Annotated in this window: 25 protein-coding genes; 3 read left to right on the plus strand and 22 right to left on the minus strand. The window is 45.9% G+C overall.

The annotated features are described in order from the left end of the window. Positions 1–45: 45 nt before the first annotated feature. Positions 46–1,509 carry an IMP dehydrogenase gene (gene guaB / locus KJB05_RS14910; protein WP_208445210.1) on the minus strand — a complete coding sequence of 488 codons (1,464 nt, stop codon included), beginning with the start codon at positions 1,507–1,509 and terminating at the stop codon, positions 46–48. 233 nt (positions 1,510–1,742) lie between these two features. Here guaB and xseA point away from each other — a divergent pair, with 233 nt between their 5' ends. Then, positions 1,743–3,074: an exodeoxyribonuclease VII large subunit gene (gene xseA, locus KJB05_RS14915; RefSeq protein WP_208445209.1), complete on the plus strand. Its 1,332-nt coding sequence runs from the start codon at positions 1,743–1,745 to the stop codon at positions 3,072–3,074. Here xseA and KJB05_RS14920 read toward each other — a convergent pair. The 21 genes from KJB05_RS14920 to trmJ all read right to left on the minus strand — a co-directional run bounded on the left by KJB05_RS14920 (position 3,071) and on the right by trmJ (position 22,818). After that, positions 3,071–3,295: a zinc ribbon domain-containing protein gene (locus KJB05_RS14920; protein WP_033006191.1), complete on the minus strand. Its 225-nt coding sequence runs from the start codon at positions 3,293–3,295 to the stop codon at positions 3,071–3,073. The two genes, xseA and KJB05_RS14920, sit on opposite strands and share 4 nt — an antisense overlap. 71 nt (positions 3,296–3,366) lie before the next feature. Beyond that, positions 3,367–4,371, minus strand: a complete 1,005-nt coding sequence (locus KJB05_RS14925; RefSeq protein ID WP_039841889.1) for a sensor domain-containing diguanylate cyclase — start codon at positions 4,369–4,371, stop codon at positions 3,367–3,369. A 294-nt stretch (positions 4,372–4,665) separates the two neighbouring features. Further along, positions 4,666–5,535 (minus strand): alanyl-tRNA editing protein, encoded by an 870-nt coding sequence (locus KJB05_RS14930; protein ID WP_208445208.1) that lies wholly within the window; start codon positions 5,533–5,535, stop codon positions 4,666–4,668. A gap of 79 nt (positions 5,536–5,614) precedes the next feature. Further along, positions 5,615–7,111, minus strand: a complete 1,497-nt coding sequence (gene der / locus KJB05_RS14935) for a ribosome biogenesis GTPase Der (protein ID WP_005440296.1) — start codon at positions 7,109–7,111, stop codon at positions 5,615–5,617. A gap of 181 nt (positions 7,112–7,292) precedes the next feature. Further along, entirely contained in the window at positions 7,293–8,453 is a 1,161-nt protein-coding gene (gene bamB / locus KJB05_RS14940; RefSeq protein ID WP_208445207.1) for an outer membrane protein assembly factor BamB, read from the minus strand. A 12-nt stretch (positions 8,454–8,465) separates the two neighbouring features. Continuing rightward, the gene (locus tag KJB05_RS14945) at positions 8,466–9,080 is read right to left on the minus strand and encodes a YfgM family protein (RefSeq protein ID WP_171371408.1); all 615 of its coding nucleotides are present in this window, start codon (positions 9,078–9,080) and stop codon (positions 8,466–8,468) included. A gap of 125 nt (positions 9,081–9,205) precedes the next feature. Then, the gene (hisS, locus tag KJB05_RS14950) at positions 9,206–10,474 is read right to left on the minus strand and encodes a histidine--tRNA ligase (RefSeq protein WP_208445206.1); all 1,269 of its coding nucleotides are present in this window, start codon (positions 10,472–10,474) and stop codon (positions 9,206–9,208) included. 55 nt (positions 10,475–10,529) lie between these two features. After that, positions 10,530–11,648, minus strand: a complete 1,119-nt coding sequence (gene ispG / locus KJB05_RS14955; protein ID WP_005424674.1) for a flavodoxin-dependent (E)-4-hydroxy-3-methylbut-2-enyl-diphosphate synthase — start codon at positions 11,646–11,648, stop codon at positions 10,530–10,532. 5 nt (positions 11,649–11,653) lie between these two features. Further along, positions 11,654–12,616: a cytoskeleton protein RodZ gene (gene rodZ, locus KJB05_RS14960; protein WP_208445205.1), complete on the minus strand. Its 963-nt coding sequence runs from the start codon at positions 12,614–12,616 to the stop codon at positions 11,654–11,656. 418 nt (positions 12,617–13,034) lie between these two features. After that, positions 13,035–14,162, minus strand: coding sequence for a bifunctional tRNA (adenosine(37)-C2)-methyltransferase TrmG/ribosomal RNA large subunit methyltransferase RlmN (locus KJB05_RS14965; RefSeq protein ID WP_005440310.1), 1,128 nt, complete (start codon positions 14,160–14,162; stop codon positions 13,035–13,037). A gap of 211 nt (positions 14,163–14,373) precedes the next feature. After that, on the minus strand, positions 14,374–14,799 hold the full coding sequence (gene ndk, locus KJB05_RS14970; protein ID WP_005440311.1) for a nucleoside-diphosphate kinase: 426 nt from the start codon (positions 14,797–14,799) through the stop codon (positions 14,374–14,376). Between the two features lie 100 nt (positions 14,800–14,899). Continuing rightward, complete coding sequence (gene pepB, locus KJB05_RS14975) at positions 14,900–16,198, minus strand: aminopeptidase PepB (RefSeq protein WP_009705579.1); 1,299 nt, start codon at positions 16,196–16,198, stop codon at positions 14,900–14,902. Between the two features lie 172 nt (positions 16,199–16,370). Continuing rightward, positions 16,371–16,565, minus strand: a complete 195-nt coding sequence (gene iscX / locus KJB05_RS14980; protein ID WP_009705578.1) for a Fe-S cluster assembly protein IscX — start codon at positions 16,563–16,565, stop codon at positions 16,371–16,373. A gap of 43 nt (positions 16,566–16,608) precedes the next feature. Beyond that, positions 16,609–16,947, minus strand: a complete 339-nt coding sequence (gene fdx, locus KJB05_RS14985) for an ISC system 2Fe-2S type ferredoxin (protein WP_005424889.1) — start codon at positions 16,945–16,947, stop codon at positions 16,609–16,611. Between the two features lie 13 nt (positions 16,948–16,960). Further along, complete coding sequence (gene hscA / locus KJB05_RS14990; RefSeq protein ID WP_208445204.1) at positions 16,961–18,814, minus strand: Fe-S protein assembly chaperone HscA; 1,854 nt, start codon at positions 18,812–18,814, stop codon at positions 16,961–16,963. A 21-nt stretch (positions 18,815–18,835) separates the two neighbouring features. Beyond that, on the minus strand, positions 18,836–19,351 hold the full coding sequence (hscB, locus tag KJB05_RS14995; RefSeq protein ID WP_009705577.1) for a co-chaperone HscB: 516 nt from the start codon (positions 19,349–19,351) through the stop codon (positions 18,836–18,838). A 55-nt stretch (positions 19,352–19,406) separates the two neighbouring features. Then, a complete protein-coding gene (iscA, locus tag KJB05_RS15000) occupies positions 19,407–19,730 on the minus strand; it encodes an iron-sulfur cluster assembly protein IscA (protein ID WP_005440317.1) in 324 nt (107 codons plus the stop codon). Positions 19,731–19,802: 72 nt separating this feature from the next. After that, positions 19,803–20,186, minus strand: coding sequence for a Fe-S cluster assembly scaffold IscU (gene iscU / locus KJB05_RS15005; protein WP_005424883.1), 384 nt, complete (start codon positions 20,184–20,186; stop codon positions 19,803–19,805). 37 nt (positions 20,187–20,223) lie between these two features. Continuing rightward, positions 20,224–21,438, minus strand: a complete 1,215-nt coding sequence (locus KJB05_RS15010; RefSeq protein ID WP_039984950.1) for an IscS subfamily cysteine desulfurase — start codon at positions 21,436–21,438, stop codon at positions 20,224–20,226. Between the two features lie 28 nt (positions 21,439–21,466). Further along, positions 21,467–21,973, minus strand: coding sequence for a Fe-S cluster assembly transcriptional regulator IscR (gene iscR, locus KJB05_RS15015; RefSeq protein ID WP_027726597.1), 507 nt, complete (start codon positions 21,971–21,973; stop codon positions 21,467–21,469). A gap of 125 nt (positions 21,974–22,098) precedes the next feature. Beyond that, on the minus strand, positions 22,099–22,818 hold the full coding sequence (gene trmJ / locus KJB05_RS15020) for a tRNA (cytosine(32)/uridine(32)-2'-O)-methyltransferase TrmJ (RefSeq protein ID WP_061010843.1): 720 nt from the start codon (positions 22,816–22,818) through the stop codon (positions 22,099–22,101). 231 nt (positions 22,819–23,049) lie between these two features. Between trmJ and suhB the strand changes: the two genes are divergently transcribed. Together suhB and KJB05_RS15030 are read left to right on the plus strand one after the other, a co-directional pair. After that, on the plus strand, positions 23,050–23,853 hold the full coding sequence (gene suhB / locus KJB05_RS15025) for an inositol-1-monophosphatase (protein WP_005440321.1): 804 nt from the start codon (positions 23,050–23,052) through the stop codon (positions 23,851–23,853). A gap of 135 nt (positions 23,854–23,988) precedes the next feature. Next, positions 23,989–25,002, plus strand: coding sequence for an IS110 family transposase (locus tag KJB05_RS15030; protein ID WP_213053086.1), 1,014 nt, complete (start codon positions 23,989–23,991; stop codon positions 25,000–25,002). Positions 25,003–25,349 lie beyond the last annotated feature (347 nt).

Raw genomic sequence — 25,349 nt, forward strand, 5'->3', positions numbered from 1 at the left:
AACGTTTACGTCGAGTGTATAGGTTTTATTTTTACAACAGTAAAATTAACCGCGACGGTAGTTTGGAGCTTCCTTAGTGATTTGAACGTCGTGTACGTGTGATTCAGCCATGCCCGCACCAGAGATACGAACAAATTCAGCTTTAGTACGCATATCTTCAATCGTTGCAGAGCCAGTAAGACCCATGCTTGAACGTAGACCACCCATTTGTTGGTGTACGATTTCTTTTAGACGACCTTTGTATGCAATACGACCTTCGATACCTTCTGGTACTAGCTTGTCTGCTGCATTGTCAGACTGGAAGTAACGGTCAGATGAACCTTGAGACATCGCACCAAGAGAACCCATGCCACGGTAAGACTTGTAAGAACGACCGTTGTAAAGAATCACTTCACCCGGTGCTTCTTCTGTACCTGCGAACATTGAACCAACCATCACACAAGATGCGCCAGCCACGATTGCTTTACAGATGTCACCAGAGAAACGGATACCGCCGTCAGCGATAACTGGAATGCAGAATGAGTTCGCCACTTCCGCTGCGTCTGCGATTGCTGTTACTTGAGGAACACCAACGCCCGTTACGATACGAGTAGTACAGATTGAACCAGGGCCGATACCTACTTTCACCGCGCTAACACCCGCTTCGATAAGTGCTTTAGCACCAGCTCCTGTCGCAACGTTACCGCCGATGATGTCTAGATCTGGGTAAGCAGCGCGAGTTTCGCGGATGCGGTTTAGTACACCTTCAGAGTGACCGTGTGAAGAGTCGATAAGTAGAACGTCAACACCCGCTTCAACTAGAGCAGCAACACGCTCTTCGTTGCCAGCACCTGCACCAACGGCTGCGCCAACACGTAGACGACCGCGCTCATCTTTACATGCGTTTGGTTTACGTTCTGCTTTGTGGAAGTCTTTCGCAGTGATCATACCGGTTAGTTGGAACTCATCGTTCACAACCAATACTTTCTCAACGCGTGCTTCGTGCATCTTCTCTTGCACTTCTTCACGTGTTGCACCTTCTTTTACTGCTGCAAGGTTTTCTTTTGCTGTCATTACTGAAGACACTTTCTTAGAAAGCTCAGTAACAAAGCGCACATCACGACCAGTGATAATGCCTACAAGCTCGTTGTTCTCTGTGATTACAGGGAAACCAGCGAAGCCGTGTTTTTCAGTTAGAGCTACCACGTCAGCGATTGTCGCTTCAGGGTTTACCGTTACTGGGTCAGAAACAACGCCAGCTTCAAACTTCTTAACTTTACGAACTTCAGCAGCTTGCTGCTCAATAGACATGTTTTTGTGGATAAAGCCAATGCCACCCTCTTGCGCTAGCGCGATAGCTAGACGAGCTTCAGTAACAGTGTCCATAGACGCTGAAATCATTGGGATGTTTAGGGTGATGTTCTTGGTCAACTGAGTGCGAAGATCAGCTGTGTTTGGGAGAACAGTGGAGTGAGCTGGCACGAGTAGTACGTCATCGAATGTCAGCGCTTCTTTGGCAATTCTTAGCATTTGCAATATCTCACAATTAGAGGAGTAGAAAGAACAATCCAATCTCATCGTTTCGCATAATGAGGGTAACCAATTTTAGGTTGTTGGCTACATTTGGATTAGATATTGCGGAGGGATTATACGGTTAACGCAATCGCTTGACCACAAATTTTTTAATTTTTTTTCTTGCAATTACCCCCTTGCTATGTATTATATTGCCGCTAATTTCCATACTCACGTCTACGGAATTAGCTGTGCTCTCCCAGACCAATCAAAACATCTTCACGGTTTCTCGTCTCAATGCCGAAGTGCGTCTGCTGCTCGAAAACGAAATGGGGATCGTCTGGCTTGTCGGAGAGATATCCAACTTCTCAGCTCCCGTCTCTGGTCACTGGTACCTCACTCTTAAAGATTCTCGCGCTCAAGTTAAATGTGCCATGTTCCGTGGTAACAATCGTCGCGTCACTTTCAAACCTGCTAACGGCAATCAAGTATTAGTTAAAGCACGTCTGTCTCTGTACGAGCCACGTGGTGACTATCAATTGATCATCGAAAGCATGCAGCCAGAAGGTGATGGTCGTCTGCAACAAGAGTTCGAAGCACTTAAGATGAAACTGGCAGCAGAAGGTTTGTTTGCTCAAACCAACAAGCAGCCTTTACCTGAGCACCCAAAACGCGTTGGTGTGATCACCTCAAAAACTGGTGCAGCACTGTACGACATCTTAGACGTATTGAAACGCCGTGATCCTTCCCTACCCGTGGTGGTTTACCCGACCATGGTGCAAGGTGAAGAAGCGGCCATTCAAATTGCGCAGGCAATCGGCCGTGCAAACAGTCGTGACGAATGTGATGTATTGATTGTTGGTCGTGGTGGCGGTTCGTTAGAAGACCTTTGGTGCTTTAACAACGAAGTCCTTGCTCGCACTATTGCTGCAAGCCAAATTCCGATCATCAGTGCAGTTGGTCATGAGGTTGACGTGACAATTGCTGACTTTGTAGCGGACATGCGAGCGCCGACTCCATCAGCGGCGGCTGAATTGGTAAGTCGCGATAACAGCCACAAAGATCAAGCTTTGGTGACTCGCCAACATAAGCTAGCCAGTGCAATGCGTTACTACCTAGCGCAACAAAAACAGCAATCGGCTCAACTGATGCACCGCTTAGAGCGCCAGCATCCAAGCTATCAATTGCAGCGCCAGACGCAACAACTTGATGAGTTGGACATACGCCTACAACGCGCAATGCAACGATTCATCACAACGCGCCAACAAGCTGTTGAGCGTAAGCATCATCGCCTACAACTGAACTCACCAGTAAAGCGCTTGGCTGAGCAGAAGTCGAAGCTTGATCGAGTCGAGCAAAAATTGCTGGATGCGATGGACCGCAAGTTACTGACCATGCGCCATCAACTGGCAATCGCGGCAGAGAAACTAGATACGGTAAGCCCACTGGCAACGCTAAAACGTGGCTACTCGATTACTCAAACTGAGCAAGGCCAGGTTGTAACTAAAGCGAAAGATGTAAAAACGGGCGACGTTTTAGTCACCCGCTTATCTGATGGTGAGCTTCGCTCAACCGTTAATTAACTGACTTTCTGAAACTCAAATCGAACACGTGATTTCGATTTGAGTTCATTACAACTGTTGCAGAAATAGTTCGCCGCACCACAAGCTTGTAGCTTTTCTAGTTCAGCATCGCAATCTGGACAAAATCCCACTTTCTTATAATCCGACTCACATTGATTGCAGTGGTATTGACCTGTCCACTCCAGCTCAATATCACATGTTGGGCAAATATTTGGTTGCATGGCTACCCCTAAAAACTTCTATTTACTGACTCACAGTCTAATCATACGGCAATCTTGTGCTTTGATCTTAATCACGCACGTTTAGCACGCTTGTTTTGATACATCGCCACATCCGCTTTTTGAATAAGCTCTTGCAATACTGCACGCTCACTCATGGTACTCCAAGCGGCACCGATACTGGCTTTTACTTTGTATTCCTCTAACTGGCATACTTGGTTAAGCTCTTGAACTAAACGGGTTGTAAAGTTTTGGTATGTATCCAAATCATGAAAGCAGCTGAAACCCACAAACTCATCGCCACCATAACGCCCTATCACTGAACATGAACGGAACGCTTGCTTTAAATGCTCAGCCACCAGCACCAAAACTTGGTCTCCTGTCTCATGCCCAAAGCGATCGTTGATGTACTTAAACTCATCGATATCAACGAAAAAGCATCCCACTACAGCGCTGCGTGCACATTTGTGGTTGATCTTGCGATCGACTTCGGTCAAAAGTGCACGGCGGTTAAAGCAGTGCGTCAGTGGATCGCGACTGGCGTGAAAATGAAGTTGTTCTTCTAGGCGATACTTCTCTAAGGCTACCGCATATAAAGCGGCTAGCATTTCGAGCACTTCGAGTTCATAAGGATGAGGTTCAGAAGGTGTATTGCTGTAAATGGCAAATGTCCCAAGCACATGGCCATCCGAAGCAATAATAGGCACAGACCAGCATGCACGGAGTTGAGCTTGTTGAGTCAGCTCAAGGAAAGCGGCCCAGTTAGCGTGATGATCAATATCACTAACGACCACGGTTTGCTTTAAGAATGCAGCAGCGCCACATGAGCCAATATCAGGTCCAATAGGGACGCCTTCAATCGCTTGATTGTAGAAATCAGGTAAGTGTGGGGCAAACTCCAAATGCAGTGTGTTGGTATCGGGGTGCAATCGTAAAATGGAAGCTTGCCTCTTCCCAAATAGGTGTTCACTTAACTTGATAACCTCATGGTTGAGGCTATCGCGTTCCATTCCCAGAGCAAGCTTACCTAAAAGACGATTGACTGCTCGGTGAGCATCTAACAGTCTATCTTTGTCCATTGTGCCGTATTCATATCGTTATTATGTTAATTAGCCTGAAATATAATAAATCTATTAATATGACACAGGTAACTAACTCACATTATGCGCACGCGACACTATAAAAGATCGAATGCTGATCTTCGGATATTTCCCTTTTGATCAGCGATCACCCCTTAAAAGAATATTTATATAACCACATACCGAAAGCATAAGTTACATATTCTGTCTCTCAATTTTAATCAGAATTAAAAACTACACTTTCGAACAAAAAACCACATAAACAGGATTTAATAAAAAGATCAGAATCCAAATTTAGCGTCTTACATCGGTGTGCATTTCGATAGTTTGTGAGTCTATTTCCACTAGTGTGACATGGATAGAACCGAAGTCACTCAAATGGCTCGCATGCGTTCCCCCACAAGGGATGACAGCGATTTCACCTTCACCTAAATCACATTGCCAATAACGTGAATCCGTGAGGTGTTCCCCATGGCAATCGACAGTGATCGCAACATCTCTTTTTAGCCAATCCCCCAACAGAACATTCACCTGTTGTTCGATGCTTTTTAGGTCAGACAGCATATCTGCACTGTTTAACCCTCTTTTGCGGAGTGTTTTACCTAAACGGTAGGTATCCAGACATTTATCTGGGGTAACAAAACTGGTTTCTTGCGCATAGCTGTTGAAATCGTAGTTACCATGCGGGTCTTTGCGGTCGGCATCTTTACGCCAATAGTTCTGCGCCAGCACCTTATTGAGTGCAAGGTATGCGATGTGCCCTGCGCTATGACCGCGACTTAGAGACAGTTGATATTCTTTATCTACTTCCAGCAACGCAATATCACCAGTATCAAACGTATCGGTGAATGGCAAGACATGCACGACAACAAACGCCCACCCTTCCGTATCACGTTTTACCGGAATAGCTTGGCCAACATATAACTCTCCGCTTGCTAGTTCTACAGCACCCACTTGGCAGTCAACCACATCAAAGCTCTTACCATTCACCGTCATCGTGCCTTTATCTGCTGGGTGATCAGGCCAAATATGGCTAACGGGATGAAAAGGCGTGACATCAGTAACAACGTGGGTAGCTTCTGATGTAGATTGAACAAATTGTACGTGCGCCTCTAACTGCCAAGTTTGATGACAGAAACGCGTCTTGGTTGCTGTGATTGTCATGTGTTGATTACTTCTTATGAAAGCTTTGAATAAAAAAATACCCAAGTCGAAACTTGGGTATTCATAAAATCTTAGGCGATTACTTGTTGCGGTTCTTCACTGCAGACATCATACGTTTACGCTTACGCTCTTGAGAAAGAGTCAGCTTGCCACCACGGTTTTCGTACGGGTTATCGCTGTTCTGGAAGTTAATACGGATTGGTGTACCCATGATTTCCAGAGACTTACGGAAGTAGTTCATCAAGTAACGCTTGTACGAATCAGGTAGATCGCGAACCATGTTACCGTGAACAACCACGATTGGTGGGTTGTAACCACCCGCGTGTGCGTATTTAAGCTTAATACGACGGCCACGAACCATAGGCGGTTGGTGATCGTCTGTTGCCATCTTCATGATACGAGTAAGAACAGATGTACCTACACGTGTCGTTGCCGACTTGTACGCTTCTTGAATCGATTCGAACAAGTGACCAACGCCTGTACCGTGAAGCGCAGAGATAAAGTGAATACGTGCAAAATCAACGAAACCTAAACGGCGGTCGAGCTCTTTCTTCACGTTCTCTTTTACATCGTTATCCAGACCATCCCACTTGTTTACTGCTAGTACGATTGAGCGACCAGCGTTCAATGCGAAGCCAAGTAGGCTAAGATCTTGGTCAGAAATGTTTTCACGAGCGTCGATAACCAATAGAACCACGTTTGCGTCTTCTACGGCTTTCAGCGTTTTAACAACAGAGAATTTCTCTACTGTTTCATTGATACGACCACGACGACGAACACCCGCAGTATCGATGAGAACATACTCACGACCATCACGCTCCATTGGGATATAGATTGAGTCACGTGTTGTTCCTGGCATGTCGTATACCACAACGCGTTCTTCACCAAGGATACGGTTAGTCAGTGTTGATTTACCAACGTTTGGACGACCGATAATAGCCAGTTTGATTGGCTGGTCTTGCAAACGCTTGAACTCGGCTTCTGCGTCTTCTTCGGTGTAATCTTCAACCGCTAGCTCTTCATCTTCGAATTCAGTCAGATCTTCAATCTCACCTTCTTCAGATTCACTTGCCAGTAGATCATCAAAGAATGGCGCTAGAGCACGCTCAAGTAGCGCAGTTACACCACGACCGTGTGCTGCTGCGATTTGGTACATGTCGTCAACACCAAGCTGCCAGAAATCGGCACAAGCGGCGTCAGCATCAATACCATCGATCTTGTTTACCACCAGCATTGCTGGCTTTTCGATTTTGCGCAGGTGCGCGGCAATCGCTTCATCCGATGGTGTTAATCCAGCACGACCATCAACAAGGAATAGCACAACGTCCGCTTCGTCAATCGCTGCTAACGATTGCTGTGCCATTTTTGTTTCTACGCCTTCTTCTGTGCCATCAATACCACCGGTATCGATAACGATGAATTCGTGTTCTTCGCCAAGACGAGCTTGGCCATATTTACGGTCTCGCGTTAGGCCAGGGAAGTCCGCAACCAACGCGTCACGTGTGCGTGTCAATCGGTTAAATAGTGTAGATTTACCTACGTTCGGACGCCCTACTAGAGCAACAACAGGTACCATAACAACCTCTACAATAATCTTTCTTCTGTAGTTATAGGTAACGACTTGCTCGATGCCAAATCAAACCAGCTTTTTACCTATAACCACGTCAGGAATAACGGTTAATAATTAATAATTTCAAACAACAAAACGGCTCCTAACTGTTACCAGCCAGGAGCCGAATGTGAATTATATCACGATATTATTCGTTAATGGTTAGTTTCTTTACATCGCCATTGCGAGTGGTAATCACGTAACCATCAGACAACAACGTCGGGCCAACAGCAAAACCACTGTCATCGACGTATTGTTGTGCAACGAATTCGCCCGTTGAGCGGTCAATCCAGTGTAGGTAACCCAATGTATCACCTACCACTAGGTAGTTATCAACGATGACTGGCGCTGTAAGCTGGCGGTATTCCAACTTGCTGTTTTCCCACAACTCTGTACCACTGCGAGCATCAACTGCCACGACGTGATCTTTCTCAGTGATAACGAAGATACGGCTGCCATCTGTCGCTAAATCATTTGCAGATGAGTAGTTACGCTTCCAGATTGGGTTTGCACTACGCAAATCGATAGCGATAAGCTGACCGTTGTAACCCACGGTGAAAAGAGTGCCGCCCAGTACAATCGGTGAAGAGTCTACGTCAACAAGACGGTCAATTTCGGTCGCACCTTTTGGTGTACCTACTGGTTGTTGCCAAATCAATTGACCACGTTCAACAATCGCCGCCGCTAGTCGGCCATTTGCCGTACCCCAGAAAACACCACCACCAATCGCTGTCGGAGTACTATCACCGCGCAACGTTAGGTTTGGAACTTCTGTGCTCAATGCCCAGCGCTGTTCACCTGATGCTTCATCCAGTGCAATCAACATACCGCGACTGGTGTTCACGATGATCATGCCTGAGTCAGCGACTGGTCTCGCCAGCACTTCACCACCGACTTCAATACGCCAGTTGATTTCACCTGTTTCTTGGTCAAGTGCAATCACTTCGCCATTTTCAGAGCCGATGTACAGGTTACCGTAAGCGGCAGTAATACCACCAGAAAGACGCGCAATCACATCTTCTTCTAGATCGGTTTGCCACTTTTGCTTGCCATCTTCCGGAACCAGCGCTTTCACTAGACCATCACGGCTTGCAACGAACAAGGTATCATTTGCTACAACAGGCGACAGTTTTGAGAAGTAATGACCAACACCATCACCAATCGATGCTGTCCATTTCGCACTTGGCGTAAACTCACTGTCTACCTGAGGTAGTGGAGCCATAACGATAGTATCTTCTTCGCTAGCACAACCAGCTAGAATTCCCACCGTCAATGCCCCTAATAAGGCTTTCTTAAAGACTCTTTTCATCCAATGCGGTCCTTATTTCGCCAGGTCGTCCAATTTCATTTGTAGCGTTGGGCTAGCATCTGCAGCTTGCTGAGCTTCAGTGTACGCCGCGTATGCTGCTTCTTTGTCACCTTGACGAAGAGCAATATCACCACGCTGTTCAGCAATACGACCAGTCCATGCTGCATCTGTCACTTTATCTAGTTCTGCGTTTGCTGCGTCAAAGTTGCCCATTTCAGCTTCAATGCGCGCAATACGGTAGCTAATAAGTGGAGATAGCGCGGCATCTTTGGTGTTGCTTTGAGCCCACTTCAGTTGCTCAAGTGCTGCTGAAAGATCTTTCGCATCCACTTGTACTTTCGCTAGCTGAAGTGCTGCAAGTACTGAGTACTCTTTAACTTCGTTTGAGTCGATGAACGCTTGAATGTCCGATTGTGCGTCTGCACCTTTGGTTTGCAGAGCGTTCATTACTGTTGTGTAGCTTTGAGAAGCTGCTTCACTTGCCTGAATCACAGAATCCTGGTAGTAACGCCAGCCAAATAGACCACCTAAACCAACAACCGCACCGATGATGACGGCTTTACCGTTTTCCTTCCACCAGTCTTTAATGGCTTCAACTTGTTGTTCTTCAGTATCGTAAAGTTCCACTTCCTGTCCTCTTAAAACATGTAAATGGCAGCGAGGCTGCCATTGTCCCTATTTCGTCGAAAGGCTCCTATCTTGGGAGCCTTGGTATTACGAATTAGGATTTAATCTTTAGCTTATTAAAAGACTTAAATCAGTGCTGCGATCTTCTCAGCAACTTCTGCTTGGTTGTAAGTCTCTTGCTCACCACCCACCAAGTCTTTTAGTACTACGGTGTTTTCTGCAACTTCATTTTCGCCCAGAACCAATGCTACTACAGCACCAACTTTATCTGCGCGCTTAAACTGTTTCTTGAAGTTACCGCCACCGAAGTGACTCATAACACGAACGCCTGGAATAGCTTCACGAAGCTGTTCTGCTAGCTTCATACCAACCATCATTGTGCCTTCGCCTGCTGTCACAACGTAAACATCTACACTGCGACGAACGTCTGTTAGCTCTAGTGTTTCTAGCATCAGAACAAGACGCTCTAGACCCATAGCAAAGCCAACTGCTGGTGTTGCACTACCACCCAATTGTTCTACAAGACCGTCGTAACGACCACCGCCACATACTGTGCCTTGAGCACCTAGGCTCTCAGTGATCCACTCAAATACCGTGCGGTTGTAGTAATCCAGACCACGAACTAGACGCTCGTTAACTGTGTATTCGATACCTGCAGCGTCTAAAAGTTCACATAGACCTGAGAAGTGTGCTTTAGATTCTTCACCTAAGTACTCAGAAAGACGAGGGGCATCACCTAAAATAGCCTGAACGTCAGGGTTCTTCGTATCCAGAACTCGCAATGGGTTCGTGTGCATACGACGCTTACAATCTTCGTCTAGCACATCGATATGTTGCTCAAGGAATGCAACCAGTGCCGTGCGGTAGTCTGCGCGATCTTCTTGAGAACCGATAGAGTTAAGCTCAAGACGAACATGTTCATTGATACCCAGCTCACGCCATAGACGTGCTGTCATCATGATAAGCTCAGCATCAACATCTGGACCATTTAGACCGAACACCTCAACACCACACTGGTGGAATTGACGGTAACGACCTTTCTGCGGACGCTCGTGGCGGAACATAGGCCCCATGTACCATAGACGTTGTTCGTCACGGTTAATCAGGCTGTTTTGAATACATGCACGTACACAACCCGCCGTACCTTCAGGGCGAAGTGTTAGGCTGTCTCCGTTACGATCATCAAAGGTGTACATTTCTTTTGAAACGACATCTGTCTCTTCACCAACCGCGCGGCTGAATAGGTTTGTTTCTTCAACGATTGGCATGCGCACTTCGTTGTAGCCGTATGTGCTCACAGTACTTTTTACTGCGTTTTCAAGTTTCTGCCACAGCGGAGACTGAGTTGGAAGGCAGTCGTTCATGCCTCGGATTGCTTGGATTTTCTTTGCCACAATTATTACCGTCGCTTAGTAACCCGAGCACACTTAGCGTGCTCAAGCTATGAGATTAATCTTCTTGTTTGATATCGATGCGGTTAGCTTGGTCTAATACAGACGCTTTCGCACGGATTTTCGCTTCTAGCTGGTTCACTAGATCATCGTTGTCGAAACGCTCTTTCTGACGCTTGCCGTCTTCGTAGAATGCGCTCTTCTTATTGCTGCCTGCTAGACCTAGGTGTGAAACCTCAGCTTCACCAGGGCCGTTTACGACACAGCCGATGATAGACACATCCATAGGTGTGATGATGTCTTCTAGGCGCTCTTCCAGCGCGTTTACTGTGTTAATCACGTCGAATTCCTGACGTGAACAGCTTGGACAAGCAATAAAGTTGATACCACGTGAGCGAATACGCAGAGACTTAAGAATATCAAAGCCAACTTTGATCTCTTCTACCGGATCTGCCGCCAACGAGATACGTAGCGTATCACCGATACCTTCTGCCAAAAGCATACCAAGACCAACCGATGACTTCACAGCACCAGCTCTTGCACCACCTGCTTCGGTGATACCTAGGTGTAGTGGCTGGTCAATCTGTTTTGCCAATAGGCGGTATGAATCCACCGCAAGGAATACATCCGACGCTTTCACACTGACTTTAAACTGGTCAAAGTTAAGGCGGTCTAGATGATCCACGTGACGCATCGCCGACTCTACCAATGCTTCTGGCGTTGGCTCACCGTATTTCATCTGCAGATCTTTTTCCAAAGAGCCGCCGTTAACACCAATACGGATTGGGATGTTTTTGTCACGGGCACAATCAACAACCGAGCGAATACGCTCTTCGTTACCGATGTTGCCTGGGTTAATGCGCAAACAGTCGACACCGTACTCTGCCACTTTCAGGGCAATACGGTAGTCAAAGTGGATGTCCGCCACTAGAGGTACAGACACTTGCTGTTTGATGAGCTTAAAGGCTTCCGCAGCATCCATGGTAGGGACAGAAACACGTACAATGTCTGCACCCACTTTTTCTAATGCTCGGATTTGTGCGACTGTGGCTTCCACATCAGTCGTGCGAGTGTTTGTCATTGACTGTACAGCAATTGGTGCACCATCACCAATTGGCACATCACCCACATAAATACGCGTCGATTTACGACGAATAATTGGAGATTCGTGTTGCATAATATTTATAACGGTAAAGTGAATCTAGCTACTTTGCCTGAAGTATACCCAGAAAGGTCGACAGGTTCACTTGCAAATGTCATTGTTACGCCTTCAGGTGCGCCTAATATCACTTTAAAAGGTGCTTTTCCGGCAAGTTCTACGTCTTGACCCGGTTTACGAGTGCCGCTAACCAGAGTTTTGCCGTTTGCATCTTTTACTTGAATCCAACAGTCTGCTTTGAACTTCATCGTTAGCAGCGTCATACCTTCTGGTACAACTGGAGCCGCAGGCTCTTCTGTTTCTTGTGCATCCTCAATCACCGCTACCGGTTCTTGAGCCGCTTCCTCAGTCACTTCTTCTGTCGCGGCAGCAACAGGCTCAGTTATATCACCTGCAGCGCTCATTTCCATATCCGCTTGAGAAACCACAGCTGGCGCAGCCGATACAGGTGCAATCTCTGCAGGCGTGCTTGCGATAAGTTCATCTGCGCTCATCTGATCGATGTCAGCGTCATCAGCAACTTGTTCTGTTTCTGCGGTCTCTGCACTTAACTGAGCAAGACTGTTCTCTTGTTGGTTTTGCCACCACCACGCACCAGAAATACCAGTGATAACGATCGCAATCGCCCAAGTTAACAGCATAATGCGGCTGTTATGTTTCTCGTGTTTAGTTTTACGAGAGAAGCTCTGCATTTCTGTTTCTTGTGGCTTAACATGCACTTCAGATGTTTGCTCTAAAGCTGCCAAAACAATCTTTTCATCGAGACCAACAAGTTTTGCATATGAACGCAAATAGCCACGAGTGAACGTGGTGACTTGTTGTTCCTCAAATCGATTGTTTTCAATATCTTCAATAACAGAAACGCGAAGTCTAAGGCGATCAGCAACGTGCTTCTGAGTCATGCCTAGAGATTCGCGTTTATTTTTTAGCAACGTGCCTGCTTCCATCGAAAGCGGCACTTCATTGGTTTTTTCGTGTTCTGTCATAATGGCGGTATTTAATCTGTTTGGTGGCTAACACGGTTATTTATTTTCGTTTTTGTTCTAATCAAGCCTAACTTAAAGATAGCTAGCCTAAACGTGTTAACCAAAATAATCTTTTAGAAATTCTCAGTGTACAAAGTAAGAATGCTCGTTTTGCAATGGTTCAGCAAAGCGTATTGGAAAAAATACTGAGAATTGTCAGTGTCGTAGTTATATTTCACTTACCATGATAAGCGAATGTTTAACGAAGACAAAAACTCTTTGCTCTCAAATTAACAGATAGCTCAAGCTTTTGTCCAAAAATTGACACAACAAAACGAAATTAGCGCCAATAAGTCTGTAACCATCGGATTACAATTCGCACGTGACAAACAAAATAGCCAGAGCATAGGCTCTGGCTATTTTTTCTATTCTCTGTGAATTACACTGCTTTCACGTCAATGGTTTCTGCACCACGCGCCGCTTTTAGCGCTGCTGTACGTTTGGTTCGGTCAATAACATCACCGACTAACTGACCACACGCAGCATCAATATCATCACCACGTGTTTTACGAACCGTTACGGTGTGGTCATATTGCATCAATGTTTTTTGGAAACGGTCAATACGCGAGTTGCTTGGTTTCTTGTAAGGAGAACCTGGGTACGGGTTAAACGGAATCAGGTTGATCTTACATGGCGTTTCTTTCATTAGCTCCGCAAGTTCACGTGCGTGGTCCATGTCATCGTTCACATGATCAAGCAGAACGTACTCAACCGTGACTTTACCGCGGTTCGCATTTGAAGACGCAATGTAGCGACGTACAGACGCTAAGAAATCTTGGATATCCCAACGGTCGTTGATTGGCATGATTTCACTACGCAGCTTATCGTTTGGCGCATGCAGAGAGATCGCCAATGCGACGTCAATCTTACCTGTCATCTGATCAAGACCAGAAACCACACCTGAAGTTGATACAGTAACGCGACGCTTAGAAAGACCAAAACCAAGATCATCAAGCATGATTTCTAGCGCAGGGATAAGGTTCTTCATGTTAAGAAGTGGCTCACCCATACCCATCATCACTACGTTAGTGATTGGGCGACGACCGGTTTCTTTTTGCAAACCGATTTCACGTGCAGCACGCCATACCTGACCGATGATTTCAGATACTTTTAGGTTACGGTTGAAGCCTTGTTGAGCAGTTGAACAGAACTTACATTCCAATGCACAACCTACCTGAGAAGACACACACAATGTCGCGCGATCATCTTCAGGGATGTATACCGTTTCTACGTCTTGATCGCCCACTTTCATCGCCCACTTAATCGTGCCGTCTGAAGAGTGTTGCGCTTCTGCTACCGTCGGTGCTTTGATTTCACACTTGTGTTGCAGTTTTTCACGTAGCTTCTTGTTGATGTTCGTCATATTGTCGAAGTCATCAACACCGAAATGGTAGATCCACTTCATAACCTGATCCGCACGGAACGCTTTTTCGCCTAGCTCTTCCGCGAAAAATTGACGCATGCCCTTGCGATCAAAGTCGAGTAGATTGATTTTTTCAGTGGTCATGTTGCCTCTCAATGACTGAAACAAGAATAAGGGCGCGAATTGTACAGCCTTTATGCAGTCACAACAAGGGTTCTAAAACCTTGAGTTTGCTAAGGCATTAAAATCTTAATGATTAAATTTTAGCCAACAATTTATCACCCTTTCCCACTGGTAAGCAGATAATAAAAAGCCCCGGAAAAGTCCGAGGCTTAAAAATCAAATTAATACAAGATTAGCGAGGGCAAATCTCTGACTCTGGGAAAAAGTACTCGATTTCACGAGCTGCTGATTCTGGGCTGTCTGAACCATGAACAGAGTTATGACGCATGCTCAGTGCGTAATCCGCACGGATTGTACCGCATGCCGCTTCTTCTGGGTTTGTTTTACCCATTAGCTCACGGTAACGAGCGATGGCATCTTCACCTTCAAGAACCTGAACCATGATAGGACCAGATGTCATGAACTCTTTCAGTGCAGGGAAAAAAGGTTTGCCTTCATGTTCTGCGTAAAAACCGCTCGCCTGTTCTTCTGTCAGATGAACCATTTTTGCAGCAACGATACGTAGACCTGCTTTCTCAATGCGGTGGTAAATTTCACCAATCAGATTGCGTTCTACAGCGTCAGGCTTAACAATTGAAAACGTTCTTTCTAGAGCCATAAGGTTTCCTTTTTGTACTTGTAATAATAGTTTTATATGAGTGACTTGCGTCTCTCTTAGTTATACCAGTACAGACAGGGTGTCTGCACTGGTAAAAGTCTTATTTTGCGGCTTGTTCGTTCAGGAAACGAGCAAGTGTGCGAACACCCATACCTGTCGCACCTGCCGCCCACTTATCAGACGCTGACTTACGGTACGTACCTGCGCAATCGAAGTGCAACCAACCTTTCTTGTAGTCTTCAACGAAGTAAGACAAGAATGCCGCAGCTGTACTTGCGCCTGGCGAGTAATCACCAGAGCTGATGTTAGATAGGTCAGCAAAGTTTGATGGCAGCATACCACGGTGGAAATCAGCAAGAGGCAGTGGCCATAGGCCTTCTTTCTCTTGATTCGCCGCCGTTAGCGCTTGATGTGAAAGCTCATCATCAAAGCTCATTAGTGCATGGTAGTCGTTACCTAATGCATTCTTTGCTGCGCCCGTTAGGGTTGCACAGTCAATGATAAGCTCAGGGTTTTGTTCACTTGCGTAGATAAGACCATCAGCAAGAACCAAACGGCCTTCTGCGTCAGTGTTCATGATTTCTACTGTCTTACCGTTTTTGTAAGTGATGATGTCGCCAAGTTTAAGTGCACGACCAGAAACCATGTTCTCCGCACAACAAAGGATCAACTTCACACGCTTATTAAGACCACGAAGAATAGCAAGACCAAGACCGCCAGTAATCGTACCTGAACCGCCCATATCCGCTTTCATTGCTGTCATGAAGTTTGATGGCTTCAAGCTGTAACCACCGGAATCAAAGGTGATACCTTTACCTACTAGACATGCAAAGACTGGTGCGTTTTCATCACCTGTTGGGTTGTAATCAAGTTGCAGCATCGCCGATGTACGCTCAGAGCCACGACCTACTGCGTAAATGCCTTCCCAACCTTCTGAAAGCAGATCTTTATCTTTAACGATACGAGCCGTTACTGTGCCTTGTGGTGCGATTGATTTGATGAATTCAGCCGCCATGGTTGCCAATTGACGTGGCGCCACTTCTTCAGCTGTTTTGTTGATGATATCGCGAGTAAAGTCCGTAGAGGTGATACGAGCGTGTAGCTCTGCTTGGTCTTGCTCAGAAAGCTCAACCCACTCTAGCGTACCGTGTTTTTTCGGGTTGCGGTAACCTTGGTGGAATGCCCAAACGCTCTCCAAATCCCAGTTGTCACCAGCAAGTAAAATTGAACGAATTCCTTGGCCATCGAGTTGACGCGCTGCACGTTGAATCGCACCAAGATCGTGACCTTCACCTAGGTGAATGGTTGTGCCATTCTCAGCGAAAGAAAGCAGTGCTTTGTCGCCCCAATGTGGTGCCGCTGGTTCTTGGCTAAGAAATACAGACATCTGTGTAGACATGGTTTCTCCTTGTCTTATAACGGCGTTGCCTACGCCTCTTCTTTTTTGATAACTAACGGATGTTAGCATTATGTAGGGTAAAAATGTCAACTTGATAAAAAAACGGACCTAAAGGTCCGCTTTTTTTAGTGAGAATTGTTAACTCTGCTGCGTTTTACCGCCGAATCGAGCATTAATCCGCTTCGTCCATCCAGCACAGTATGACCGCCTCAAGAATCTTTTCATTAGAACGGTTTGGCTCATCGTCAAACTCATCTAATTCCATGATCCATTGGTGGAGATCGGTAAAACGCACGGTTTTAGGATCGACATCTGGAAACTTGTCACAAAGCTCAATCGCGATGTCGCGAGAATCTGTCCATTTCATTGCTCATCTTCCTTATGCTTCGCCCCATATTGGGGAGATAGTATTAATGATCTTCTGACGCGTGGTTTAGTGTGTATTTTGGAATCTCTACAACCAAATCTTCGTCTGCAACTTTAGCCTGACAACCAAGACGAGACTCAGGCTCTAGACCCCATGCTTTATCAAGCATGTCATCTTCTAGCTCTTCACTCTCTTCTAACGAGTCAAAACCTTCACGAATGATCACGTGGCAAGTTGTACATGCACATGATTTTTCACATGCATGTTCAATACCGATACCGTTTTTTAGTGCAACATCTAGAACAGTGTCACCAGTGTTTGCTTCCAACACTGCACCTTCTGGGCACAAATCTTCGTGCGGTAATACAATAATCTTAGGCATAACTACTTATCTCTTATATATCATTAACTGACTGACCTGACAGTGCAGCTCGAATTGATTTATCCATACGGCGCGACGCAAAATCTTGGCTTGCTTTGTCGGTATCTTTAATGCCTTGCTCGATGGCATCGGCATCTTCGCCATTACGCAGTTCAATCAGCGCTTCAATTACTTTGATTAAATCTTGCTTTTCTTGCTCAGACAGCAGTTCATCGCCATCCGCTTGCATTGCTGCGATCAAACCTTCAATTACACGATCCGCTTCTACACGCTGCTCAGCTAAAGCGCGAGCTTGCATGTCTTCTTTCGCGTAAGTCATCGAATCACGCAGCATATTTGCTACTTCATCATCACTTAGGCCGTAAGATGGCTTCACTTGAATCTCAGATTGAACACCAGTGCTTTTTTCCATTGCCGTAACAGACAATAGACCGTCGGCATCCACTTGGTACGTCACACGAATGTGCGCAGCACCCGCAGCCATAGGAGGAATGCCTTTTAATGAGAAGCGAGCCAGTGAACGACAGTCTTCAACCATTTCACGCTCACCTTGTACGGTGTGTACGCTCATCGCTGTTTGACCATCTTTAAACGTCGTAAATTCTTGTGCGCGAGCCACTGGGATAGTGGTGTTACGAGGAATAATCTTCTCAACCAAGCCGCCCATGGTTTCGATGCCAAGAGACAGTGGAATCACGTCAAGGAGCAGCATTTCCGAGTCAGGTTTGTTACCCGCTAGGATATCAGCTTGAATACCCGCGCCGATTGCAACTACTTCATCTGGGTTAATGCTGGTCAGTGGTGTACGGCCGAAGAATTCGCCTACCATTTCACGTACGAGCAATGTGCGGGTTGAACCGCCAACCATAACTGCTTCAAGTACATCTTCCGCATCTACATCCGCATCTTTCAGCGCACGGCGGCAAGACATCAGGGTTTTCTTCACTAGCGGACGAATCAAATCCTCGAACTGCTCGCGAGTCACTGAACCTTTCCAACCAAATACATCAACATTAACGCTGTCTTGCTCAGAGAAAGCAATCTTCGTCGCCGTTGCAATATTCAATAGTGCACGGTTTTTCTCAGCAGAAAGCGGCGCTTCTAATCCCGCTTGCTCCATCAGGTAATCCGCTAGTAGGTGGTCAAAATCATCACCGCCTAGTGCAGAGTCGCCACCGGTTGCTAATACTTCAAATACGCCTTTCGACAAACGTAGGATAGAGATATCGAACGTACCACCACCTAGATCGTAAACCGCAATCACGCCCTCTTGACCAGAGTCTAGCCCGTAAGCGATCGCTGCCGCTGTCGGTTCGTTAAGCAGACGCAGTACATGAAGACCTGCCAATTTCGCTGCATCTTTTGTACCAGCACGTTGAGCGTCATCAAAGTAAGCAGGAACAGTGATAACCACGCCAGCTAACTCACCACCTAGCGTATCTTCAGCACGTTTACCTAACGCTTTAAGAATGTCGGCAGACACTTCAATCGGGTTTTTGTCACCTTGAGCGGTTTGCAGAATTGGCAGACCGTTGTCGCTTTCTTTAAATTGGTAAGGCAAAGATGGGTAGCGAGCTTGAATGTCTTTCAATGAACGGCCGATCAAACGTTTTACCGAGATAATGGTGTTTGCTGGTTCTTGCTCTGCTTTTGCTTTGGCATCGTAACCAACTGACGCTGAATCTTGCGTGTAGTTCACCACTGACGGCAAAATGCTTCGGCCTTGCTCGTCTTTCAGCGTGGTCGCGTCGCCACTGCGTACAGAGGCAACCAAAGAGTTGGTGGTACCTAAGTCGATACCCGCTGCTAACTTGTGCTCATGAGGTGCCGAGCTTTGGCCCGGTTCTGCGATTTGAAGTAGTGCCATGATGGGTCCTTGTCGCGCTAACTAGCCGAGGAGCTTGTCTTCAACCAGTTCAATTTCGTTTTTTAGCTTGGCAATGAATTTGAGTTTACGAACTCGGTCAGCGGCTTCAGCCCAAAGACCTTGGTCAAGTTCTTGCTCTACACTTGCCAAATGCTGTTTGTACATCTTGCTGACCTTAGAGTCGAAGTCAAAAAGCGCTGATTCCGGATCAGAGCTGCCAGCAATGTCTTCCAGTTCTTCACGCAGTTCCATTTGCTCCATTAGGAACATAGGGTCTTGCATAGTTTGTTGCTCACCACGAATTTCTGTGCCGTTTTCTGCCAGAATGTATTCAGCGCGAGAGATAGGATGCTTAAGCACTTGATATGCATCGTTGATTTGCGCTGCTTTTTGAACAGCCATCAAACGGTCGCGCTCTGAGGCAGTAGCAAAGTTATCTGGGTGGAAGCGTTTTTGTAGTTCTCGGAACTGAGAAGAAAGAAGGCTACCATCCAGCTGAAACTGACTTGGTAGCCCAAATAATTCAAAGTGATTCATTAAGATCGGGTCCTAGTAAAGCCTTCTGGACTCGTTTGCCCAGAAGGACAGTCAATTAGACGTTGAAGCTTTCACCACAACCACATTCACTTTTTGCGTTAGGGTTGTTGAATTCAAAACCTTCATTCAACCCTTCCTTAACGTAATCCAACTCAGTACCGTCTAGGTATACCAAGCTTTTCTTATCAATGATGATTTTCACTTCAGACAGTTCAAAAACTTCATCTTCTTCGTTTAGATCATCCACAAACTCAAGAACGTAAGCCATGCCGGAACAGCCTGTCGTCTTCACTCCAAGACGCAAACCGATACCTTTGCCTCGGTTATCTAGGAATGCTTTTACGCGACTCGCCGCTGATTCTGTCATTGTGATGGCCATACTGCACCTTAGTCTGTCTAAATTACGTTTTGGAATGGGAGCGTTTAAGGGCTCCCATTATATACGGAATAATTATTCCTGGTGTTTTTTCTTGTAGTCAGCAACCGCTGCTTTGATTGCGTCTTCCGCTAGGATTGAGCAGTGTACTTTCACTGGTGGAAGCTCTAGCTCTTCTGCAATCTCAGAGTTTTTGATAGATGCCGCTTCGTCAATAGACTTGCCTTTTACCCACTCAGTTACTAGTGAGCTTGAAGCGATTGCACTACCACAACCGTATGTTTTGAATTTCGCGTCTTCAATGATGCCTTCTGGCGTCACTTTGATTTGAAGCTTCATTACGTCACCACAAGCTGGCGCGCCAACCATGCCGCTGCCTACTGATGGGTCTTCTTTATCGAACGAACCAACGTTACGTGGGTTCTCGTAGTGATCAATTACTTTTTCGCTGTATGCCATGATAAATTACCTCGAATCCTCTATTCAGTCCGTGAGATTAATGGTGAGCCCATTCAACAGTGCTCAGATCAACCCCTTCCTTGTACATATCCCATAGAGGAGACATGTCGCGTAGCTTAGTCACTGCAACGCGGATTTGTTCAATTGCGTAATCAATTTCTGCTTCAGTCGTGAAACGACCAAATGAGAAACGTACTGAGCTGTGTGCTAATTCGTCGTCTAGGCCAAGAGCACGAAGAACGTAAGATGGCTCTAGGCTCGCTGATGTACAAGCACTACCAGAAGATACTGCTAGGTCTTTTAGTGACATCAGTAGTGATTCGCCTTCTACGAATGCAAAGCTCACGTTTAGGTTGTGTGGAACACGCTGTTCTAGGTCACCGTTTACCGTTACTGCTTCTAGATCTTTAACGCCATCTAGAAGACGGTTACGAAGTGCTAGTGCGTGATCGTAATCTTTTTGCATGTCTTCTTTTGCTACACGGAACGCTTCACCCATACCCACGATTTGGTGAGTTGGAAGTGTACCAGAGCGGAAGCCACGCTCATGACCGCCACCGTGCATTTGCGCTTCAAGACGGATGCGAGGCTTACGACGTACGTAAAGTGCGCCAATACCTTTAGGACCGTATACTTTGTGCGCAGACAGTGAAATAAGGTCAACTTTCATTTCTTGAACGTCGATTGGCAATTTGCCTGCAGACTGTGCAGCATCCACATGGAATACAATCTTACGTTCACGACATAGTTCGCCGATTGCGGTGATGTCTTGGATCACACCAATCTCGTTGTTAACGTGCATGATTGAAACCAAAACAGTGTCTTCACGCATTGCTGCTTGAAGTTTGTTTAGGTCAATCAGACCGTTTGATTCTGGCTCTAGGTAAGTCACTTCAAAGCCTTCGCGCTCTAGTTGACGACATGGGTCAAGAACGGCTTTGTGCTCTGTTTTACAAGTGATTACGTGTTTACCCTTCTTAGAGTAAAAATGAGCAGCACCTTTAATCGCAAGGTTGTCTGACTCGGTCGCACCTGATGTAAATACGATTTCGCGTGGATCTGCATTTAGAAGGTCAGCAATTTGCTCACGAGCAGTATCTACAGCTTCTTCTGCCTGCCAGCCGTAACGGTGCGAACGCGAAGCTGGGTTGCCAAATGTGCCATCCATTGTCATGTACTGAACCATTTTTTCAGCAACACGAGGATCTACTGGACATGTAGCGGAATAATCAAGATAAATCGGCAGTTTCATTCTCTACTCCAATGTAAAATGCAGACCGCTAAGAGCGGACGTTTACACCGATGGGCGCGGCGGTTGTATTTTTGTTTGATAACCCATGAGTTACCGCCAGATCAATGTCCTGACGATCAGAAATTTGTAAGACTTCGTTGTCTGTCATTAGCTCACCGAGCGTAATGTTATTCAAGAAGTCACTAATGCGAGAGCTTAGGTCACGCCATAGGGTGTGAGTTAGGCAACGTGTACCGCCTTGGCAATCTCCTTTACCTTGACATTTAGTTGCATCAACTGACTCATCAACCGCTGCGATTACTGTACCAATCGCGATACTATGCGCCTCTGCTCCTAGGCGGTAACCACCACCTGGGCCACGAACGCTGGCTACAAGACCTGCTTTACGCAGTTTTGAAAAGAGCTGCTCTAAGTAAGAGAGCGAGATACCCTGACGCTCTGAAATATCAGCAAGAGGGACTGGGTTTTGTTGCGAGTGCAGTGCCACGTCCAGCATGGCTGTCACCGCATATCTTCCTTTAGATGTAAGTTTCATTCCACACCGTATCCACATGGTTTGTAATGACAAGGATATTCCCATACCTGACTATTTTGGTCAAGTATTTATTTGACTAATTTAGTCAGGTATTCATCCCTACACCTGAAGTGGTTATTATTTGTTCAGAGTTTCTTTTCAATCGCAGTCAAAACACCGCGTAAAATGTTCAACTCTTGCGCCTCTGGTCTTGCTCGTGAGTACAAGCGGCGTAGCTTATTCATCACCTGACCTGGCTGTTCTTTGTTAATAAATTGGGTCTCCACCATCACCTTTTCAAGGTGTTCAAAGAACATTTCTAGCTCTTTATGACGTGGATATTCTTCAGGCTCACTTGGTGTGTATTGGCTTTGCTCCAAGTTGAGATGTGCAACGCGCACCTCATAACTCAAGGTTTGAACCGCCATCGCCAAGTTTAGCGAGCTGTATTCAGGGTTAGCAGGGATACAAACATGGTAGTGGCACTTCTGCAATTCATCGTTAGTTAGGCCAGTTCTTTCGCGGCCAAATACCAACGCTACTGGATGCTTTTGGCCTTCAATAGCGAACTTTTCACCACATTCACGAGGTTCAAGCATTGGCCACTCAAGTGTGCGTGAGCGAGCACTTGAACCGACCACAAGACCACAATCTTCAATGGCTTCATCAAGCGTACTTACTACGGCTGCATTTTGTGCAATGTCACCAGCACCAGCGGCAAGAGCAAGTGTTTGCTCATCCACTTCACATTGCGGATCAACTAATACAAGTTGGCTTAAACCCATAACTTTCATTGCTCGCGCAGCGGAGCCAATGTTGCCTGAATGAGAAGTTCCGACGAGTACGATTTTTACTTGATCCAACATCTGTATTTGCTACCTAAATTAAAACCGAAGGATGTTACCATAATTTTTTTACACACCCTAGGGTGAAGCAGGTTTCTATTCGCATTCTCATCAATTGTTTTCTTCTCTAGCGAGAGAGATATCACGGCGAACTCTTCTTGCGAACAAAAAATAACCACTTCCCTTTTCCCTTGACTCTGGTATACTCGCCGCCGCTTTAAATTGTTCTTTAACATCCGTTGGGAAATTCGTATGCATCCAATGCTAAACATTGCTATTCGCGCTGCGCGAAAAGCAGGCAATCATATTGCTAAATCATTAGAAAACACAGATAAAATTGAATCTACGCTAAAAGGCACTAATGACTTTGTTACTAACGTAGACAAAGAAGCAGAAGCTATCATTATCGATACTATCAAGCACTCTTACCCAGAGCACTGTATCGTTTCTGAAGAAGCTGGTCTTATCGAAGGTAAAGATAAAGACGTACAATGGATCATCGACCCAATGGATGGCACTAATAACTTTGTAAAAGGTTATCCAACTTTCGCAGTATCTATCGCGGTTCGCTTCAAAGGTAAAACTGAAGTAGCTTGTGTATACGATCCAATGCAAAACGAGCTATTCACTGCACAACGCGGTGCTGGCGCTCAACTAAACAACGCTCGTATCCGTGTTACTCAACTTAAAGACCTACACGGTACTGTTCTAGCGACTGGTTTCCCATTCAAACAGAAGCAACACTCTGAATCTTACATCAAGATCGTAGGTTCTCTATTCACTGAGTGTGCTGACTTCCGTCGTAGCGGTTGTTCTGCTCTTGACCTATGTTACGTGGCTGCTGGCCGTGTAGATGGTTACTTCGAGCTAGGTCTAAAACCTTGGCAAATGGCTGCAGGCGAGCTTATCGCTCGTGAAGCTGGCGCAATCCTAACTGACTTCGCTGGCGGTACTGACTACATGAAGTCTGGTAACATTGTTGCTTCTAGCGCTCGTGGCGTGAAATCTCTTCTTAAGCACGTTCGCGAAAACGGCAACAGCGCGATCCTTAAGTAAGATTCTAAAGTCATGCTAAGCCCGTCACGCTGATGACTTTTGAATAGCCCCGCTCATTGAGCGGGGCTAATTATATGGTCCGCCTCACTCTCAAGCCCTACGCTTAGAGTAGGCTCTCAGAACGAGGTGAACCATATGTCTACCATTCACATCTTAGGTATCGATTTAGGCAAGCACTGCTTTCATGCGGTTGGTAACAATCACACTGGCAAAGACGTTATTCGCCGTAAGTTTAGTCGAATCCAACTACTTCGTTTCTTATCTGTACTTGAACCTACCATCATCGCTTTTGAAGCCTGTGGTGGTGCTCACTGGCTTGCGAGAAAGTGTGAAGCCTATGGGCATCGAGTTCGACTTATCCCGCCTCAATATGTAAAACCTTACGTCAAAGGTAACAAGAACGACTTTATTGATGCAGCTGCGATAGCAGAAGCAGCGAGTCGACCAAGCATGAGATTTGTCTCTGCCAAGTCAGAGGAAGCTCAGGTAATCGCAGCTATCCATCGAGTGAGGGATGGTTATATCAAAGAACGAACGGCTTGTATGAGCCGAATTGGAGCAATACTACTTGAGTTTGGGCTGAGTTTTCCTAAAGGCCATGCCAAGATGAAAGCGCTATTTCAGTGGTTGGCCGAGCAAGATATAAAACTACCACCGAGTCTGGTCGCTGAGTTGCTCTCGATTCATGAGCACTATAAATACCTAAATGAGCAAGTATCTACTCAAGATAGAAAACTGAAAGCAATTACTGAAAATAATGAAAATGCCGAGCTTTTGAAGAGTATTCCTGGTATTGGTGATTTAACAGCAACGCTGTGTGTGGCTAATATCAGTTCTCCTTCAAACTTTGGTGGAGGTCGCGAGATGGCCGCATGGCTAGGACTCGTTCCAAGGCAGTATTCAACGGGTGGCAAATCAAAGTTATTAGGCATGAGTAAACGAGGGAACAAACACCTTCGCGCTCTATTTATACATGGAGCGAGGTCCGTGCTATCTAGGATAGAAACAACAGGAAAAGTGTTTGGAGATTGGTTAGTCAATTTACGAGCAACAAAGCCGTTTAATGTAGTGGTAGTCGCACTTGCCAATAAGCTAGCAAGAATAGCTTGGGCGGTGTTGTACCACCGCCAAGCTTTTAAGGCTGTATAGCCATAACCAAGTTTGCAACGCCAATGAACGTGATGACAAAAACGGTCGATCGGCCAGATTAGTAACCTGATACAAAAAATAGCACCTAGTTGCTTTGGGGCTTTTAAGGATAATCTGGCGCGGATATCATCGTGGAGCGGGAAGTTAATGTTCCCAACGTGGACTCCGAATACATTAGCGCAAACCAACTCCGTTATTACTAAATTGTAGTTGCAATAACGGGGCGGACCATACATTTTTATATCTGAAATTCATTAACCGATTCAAACGGCACTTATACAAGTTTCTTCAGACATAAAAAAACCGCTGACTGCTCAGCGGTTTTTGTTTTCGGTCCTCAATCTGCC

The sequence above is a fragment of the Vibrio sp. B1ASS3 genome, assembly GCF_905175355.1.
GTDB lineage: Bacteria > Pseudomonadota > Gammaproteobacteria > Enterobacterales > Vibrionaceae > Vibrio > Vibrio owensii.

What these genes read in the sequence shown, in the direction of transcription:
- guaB (WP_208445210.1), bottom strand. Translation starts at nt 1,509, where the DNA reads ATGCTAAGAATTGCCAAAGAAGCGCTGACATTCGATGACGTACTACTC.
- KJB05_RS14920 (WP_033006191.1), bottom strand. Translation starts at nt 3,295, where the DNA reads ATGCAACCAAATATTTGCCCAACATGTGATATTGAGCTGGAGTGGACA.
- KJB05_RS14925 (WP_039841889.1), bottom strand. Translation starts at nt 4,371, where the DNA reads ATGGACAAAGATAGACTGTTAGATGCTCACCGAGCAGTCAATCGTCTT.
- KJB05_RS14930 (WP_208445208.1), bottom strand. Translation starts at nt 5,535, where the DNA reads ATGACAATCACAGCAACCAAGACGCGTTTCTGTCATCAAACTTGGCAG.
- der (WP_005440296.1), bottom strand. Translation starts at nt 7,111, where the DNA reads ATGGTACCTGTTGTTGCTCTAGTAGGGCGTCCGAACGTAGGTAAATCT.
- bamB (WP_208445207.1), bottom strand. Translation starts at nt 8,453, where the DNA reads ATGAAAAGAGTCTTTAAGAAAGCCTTATTAGGGGCATTGACGGTGGGA.
- ispG (WP_005424674.1), bottom strand. Translation starts at nt 11,648, where the DNA reads ATGCAACACGAATCTCCAATTATTCGTCGTAAATCGACGCGTATTTAT.
- rodZ (WP_208445205.1), bottom strand. Translation starts at nt 12,616, where the DNA reads ATGACAGAACACGAAAAAACCAATGAAGTGCCGCTTTCGATGGAAGCA.
- KJB05_RS14965 (WP_005440310.1), bottom strand. Translation starts at nt 14,162, where the DNA reads ATGACCACTGAAAAAATCAATCTACTCGACTTTGATCGCAAGGGCATG.
- ndk (WP_005440311.1), bottom strand. Translation starts at nt 14,799, where the DNA reads ATGGCTCTAGAAAGAACGTTTTCAATTGTTAAGCCTGACGCTGTAGAA.
- pepB (WP_009705579.1), bottom strand. Translation starts at nt 16,198, where the DNA reads ATGTCTACACAGATGTCTGTATTTCTTAGCCAAGAACCAGCGGCACCA.
- iscX (WP_009705578.1), bottom strand. Translation starts at nt 16,565, where the DNA reads ATGAAATGGACAGATTCTCGCGACATCGCGATTGAGCTTTGTGACAAG.
- fdx (WP_005424889.1), bottom strand. Translation starts at nt 16,947, where the DNA reads ATGCCTAAGATTATTGTATTACCGCACGAAGATTTGTGCCCAGAAGGT.
- hscA (WP_208445204.1), bottom strand. Translation starts at nt 18,814, where the DNA reads ATGGCACTACTTCAAATCGCAGAACCGGGCCAAAGCTCGGCACCTCAT.
- hscB (WP_009705577.1), bottom strand. Translation starts at nt 19,351, where the DNA reads ATGAATCACTTTGAATTATTTGGGCTACCAAGTCAGTTTCAGCTGGAT.
- iscA (WP_005440317.1), bottom strand. Translation starts at nt 19,730, where the DNA reads ATGGCCATCACAATGACAGAATCAGCGGCGAGTCGCGTAAAAGCATTC.
- iscU (WP_005424883.1), bottom strand. Translation starts at nt 20,186, where the DNA reads ATGGCATACAGCGAAAAAGTAATTGATCACTACGAGAACCCACGTAAC.
- KJB05_RS15010 (WP_039984950.1), bottom strand. Translation starts at nt 21,438, where the DNA reads ATGAAACTGCCGATTTATCTTGATTATTCCGCTACATGTCCAGTAGAT.
- iscR (WP_027726597.1), bottom strand. Translation starts at nt 21,973, where the DNA reads ATGAAACTTACATCTAAAGGAAGATATGCGGTGACAGCCATGCTGGAC.
- trmJ (WP_061010843.1), bottom strand. Translation starts at nt 22,818, where the DNA reads ATGTTGGATCAAGTAAAAATCGTACTCGTCGGAACTTCTCATTCAGGC.
- suhB (WP_005440321.1), top strand. Translation starts at nt 23,050, where the DNA reads ATGCATCCAATGCTAAACATTGCTATTCGCGCTGCGCGAAAAGCAGGC.
- KJB05_RS15030 (WP_213053086.1), top strand. Translation starts at nt 23,989, where the DNA reads ATGTCTACCATTCACATCTTAGGTATCGATTTAGGCAAGCACTGCTTT.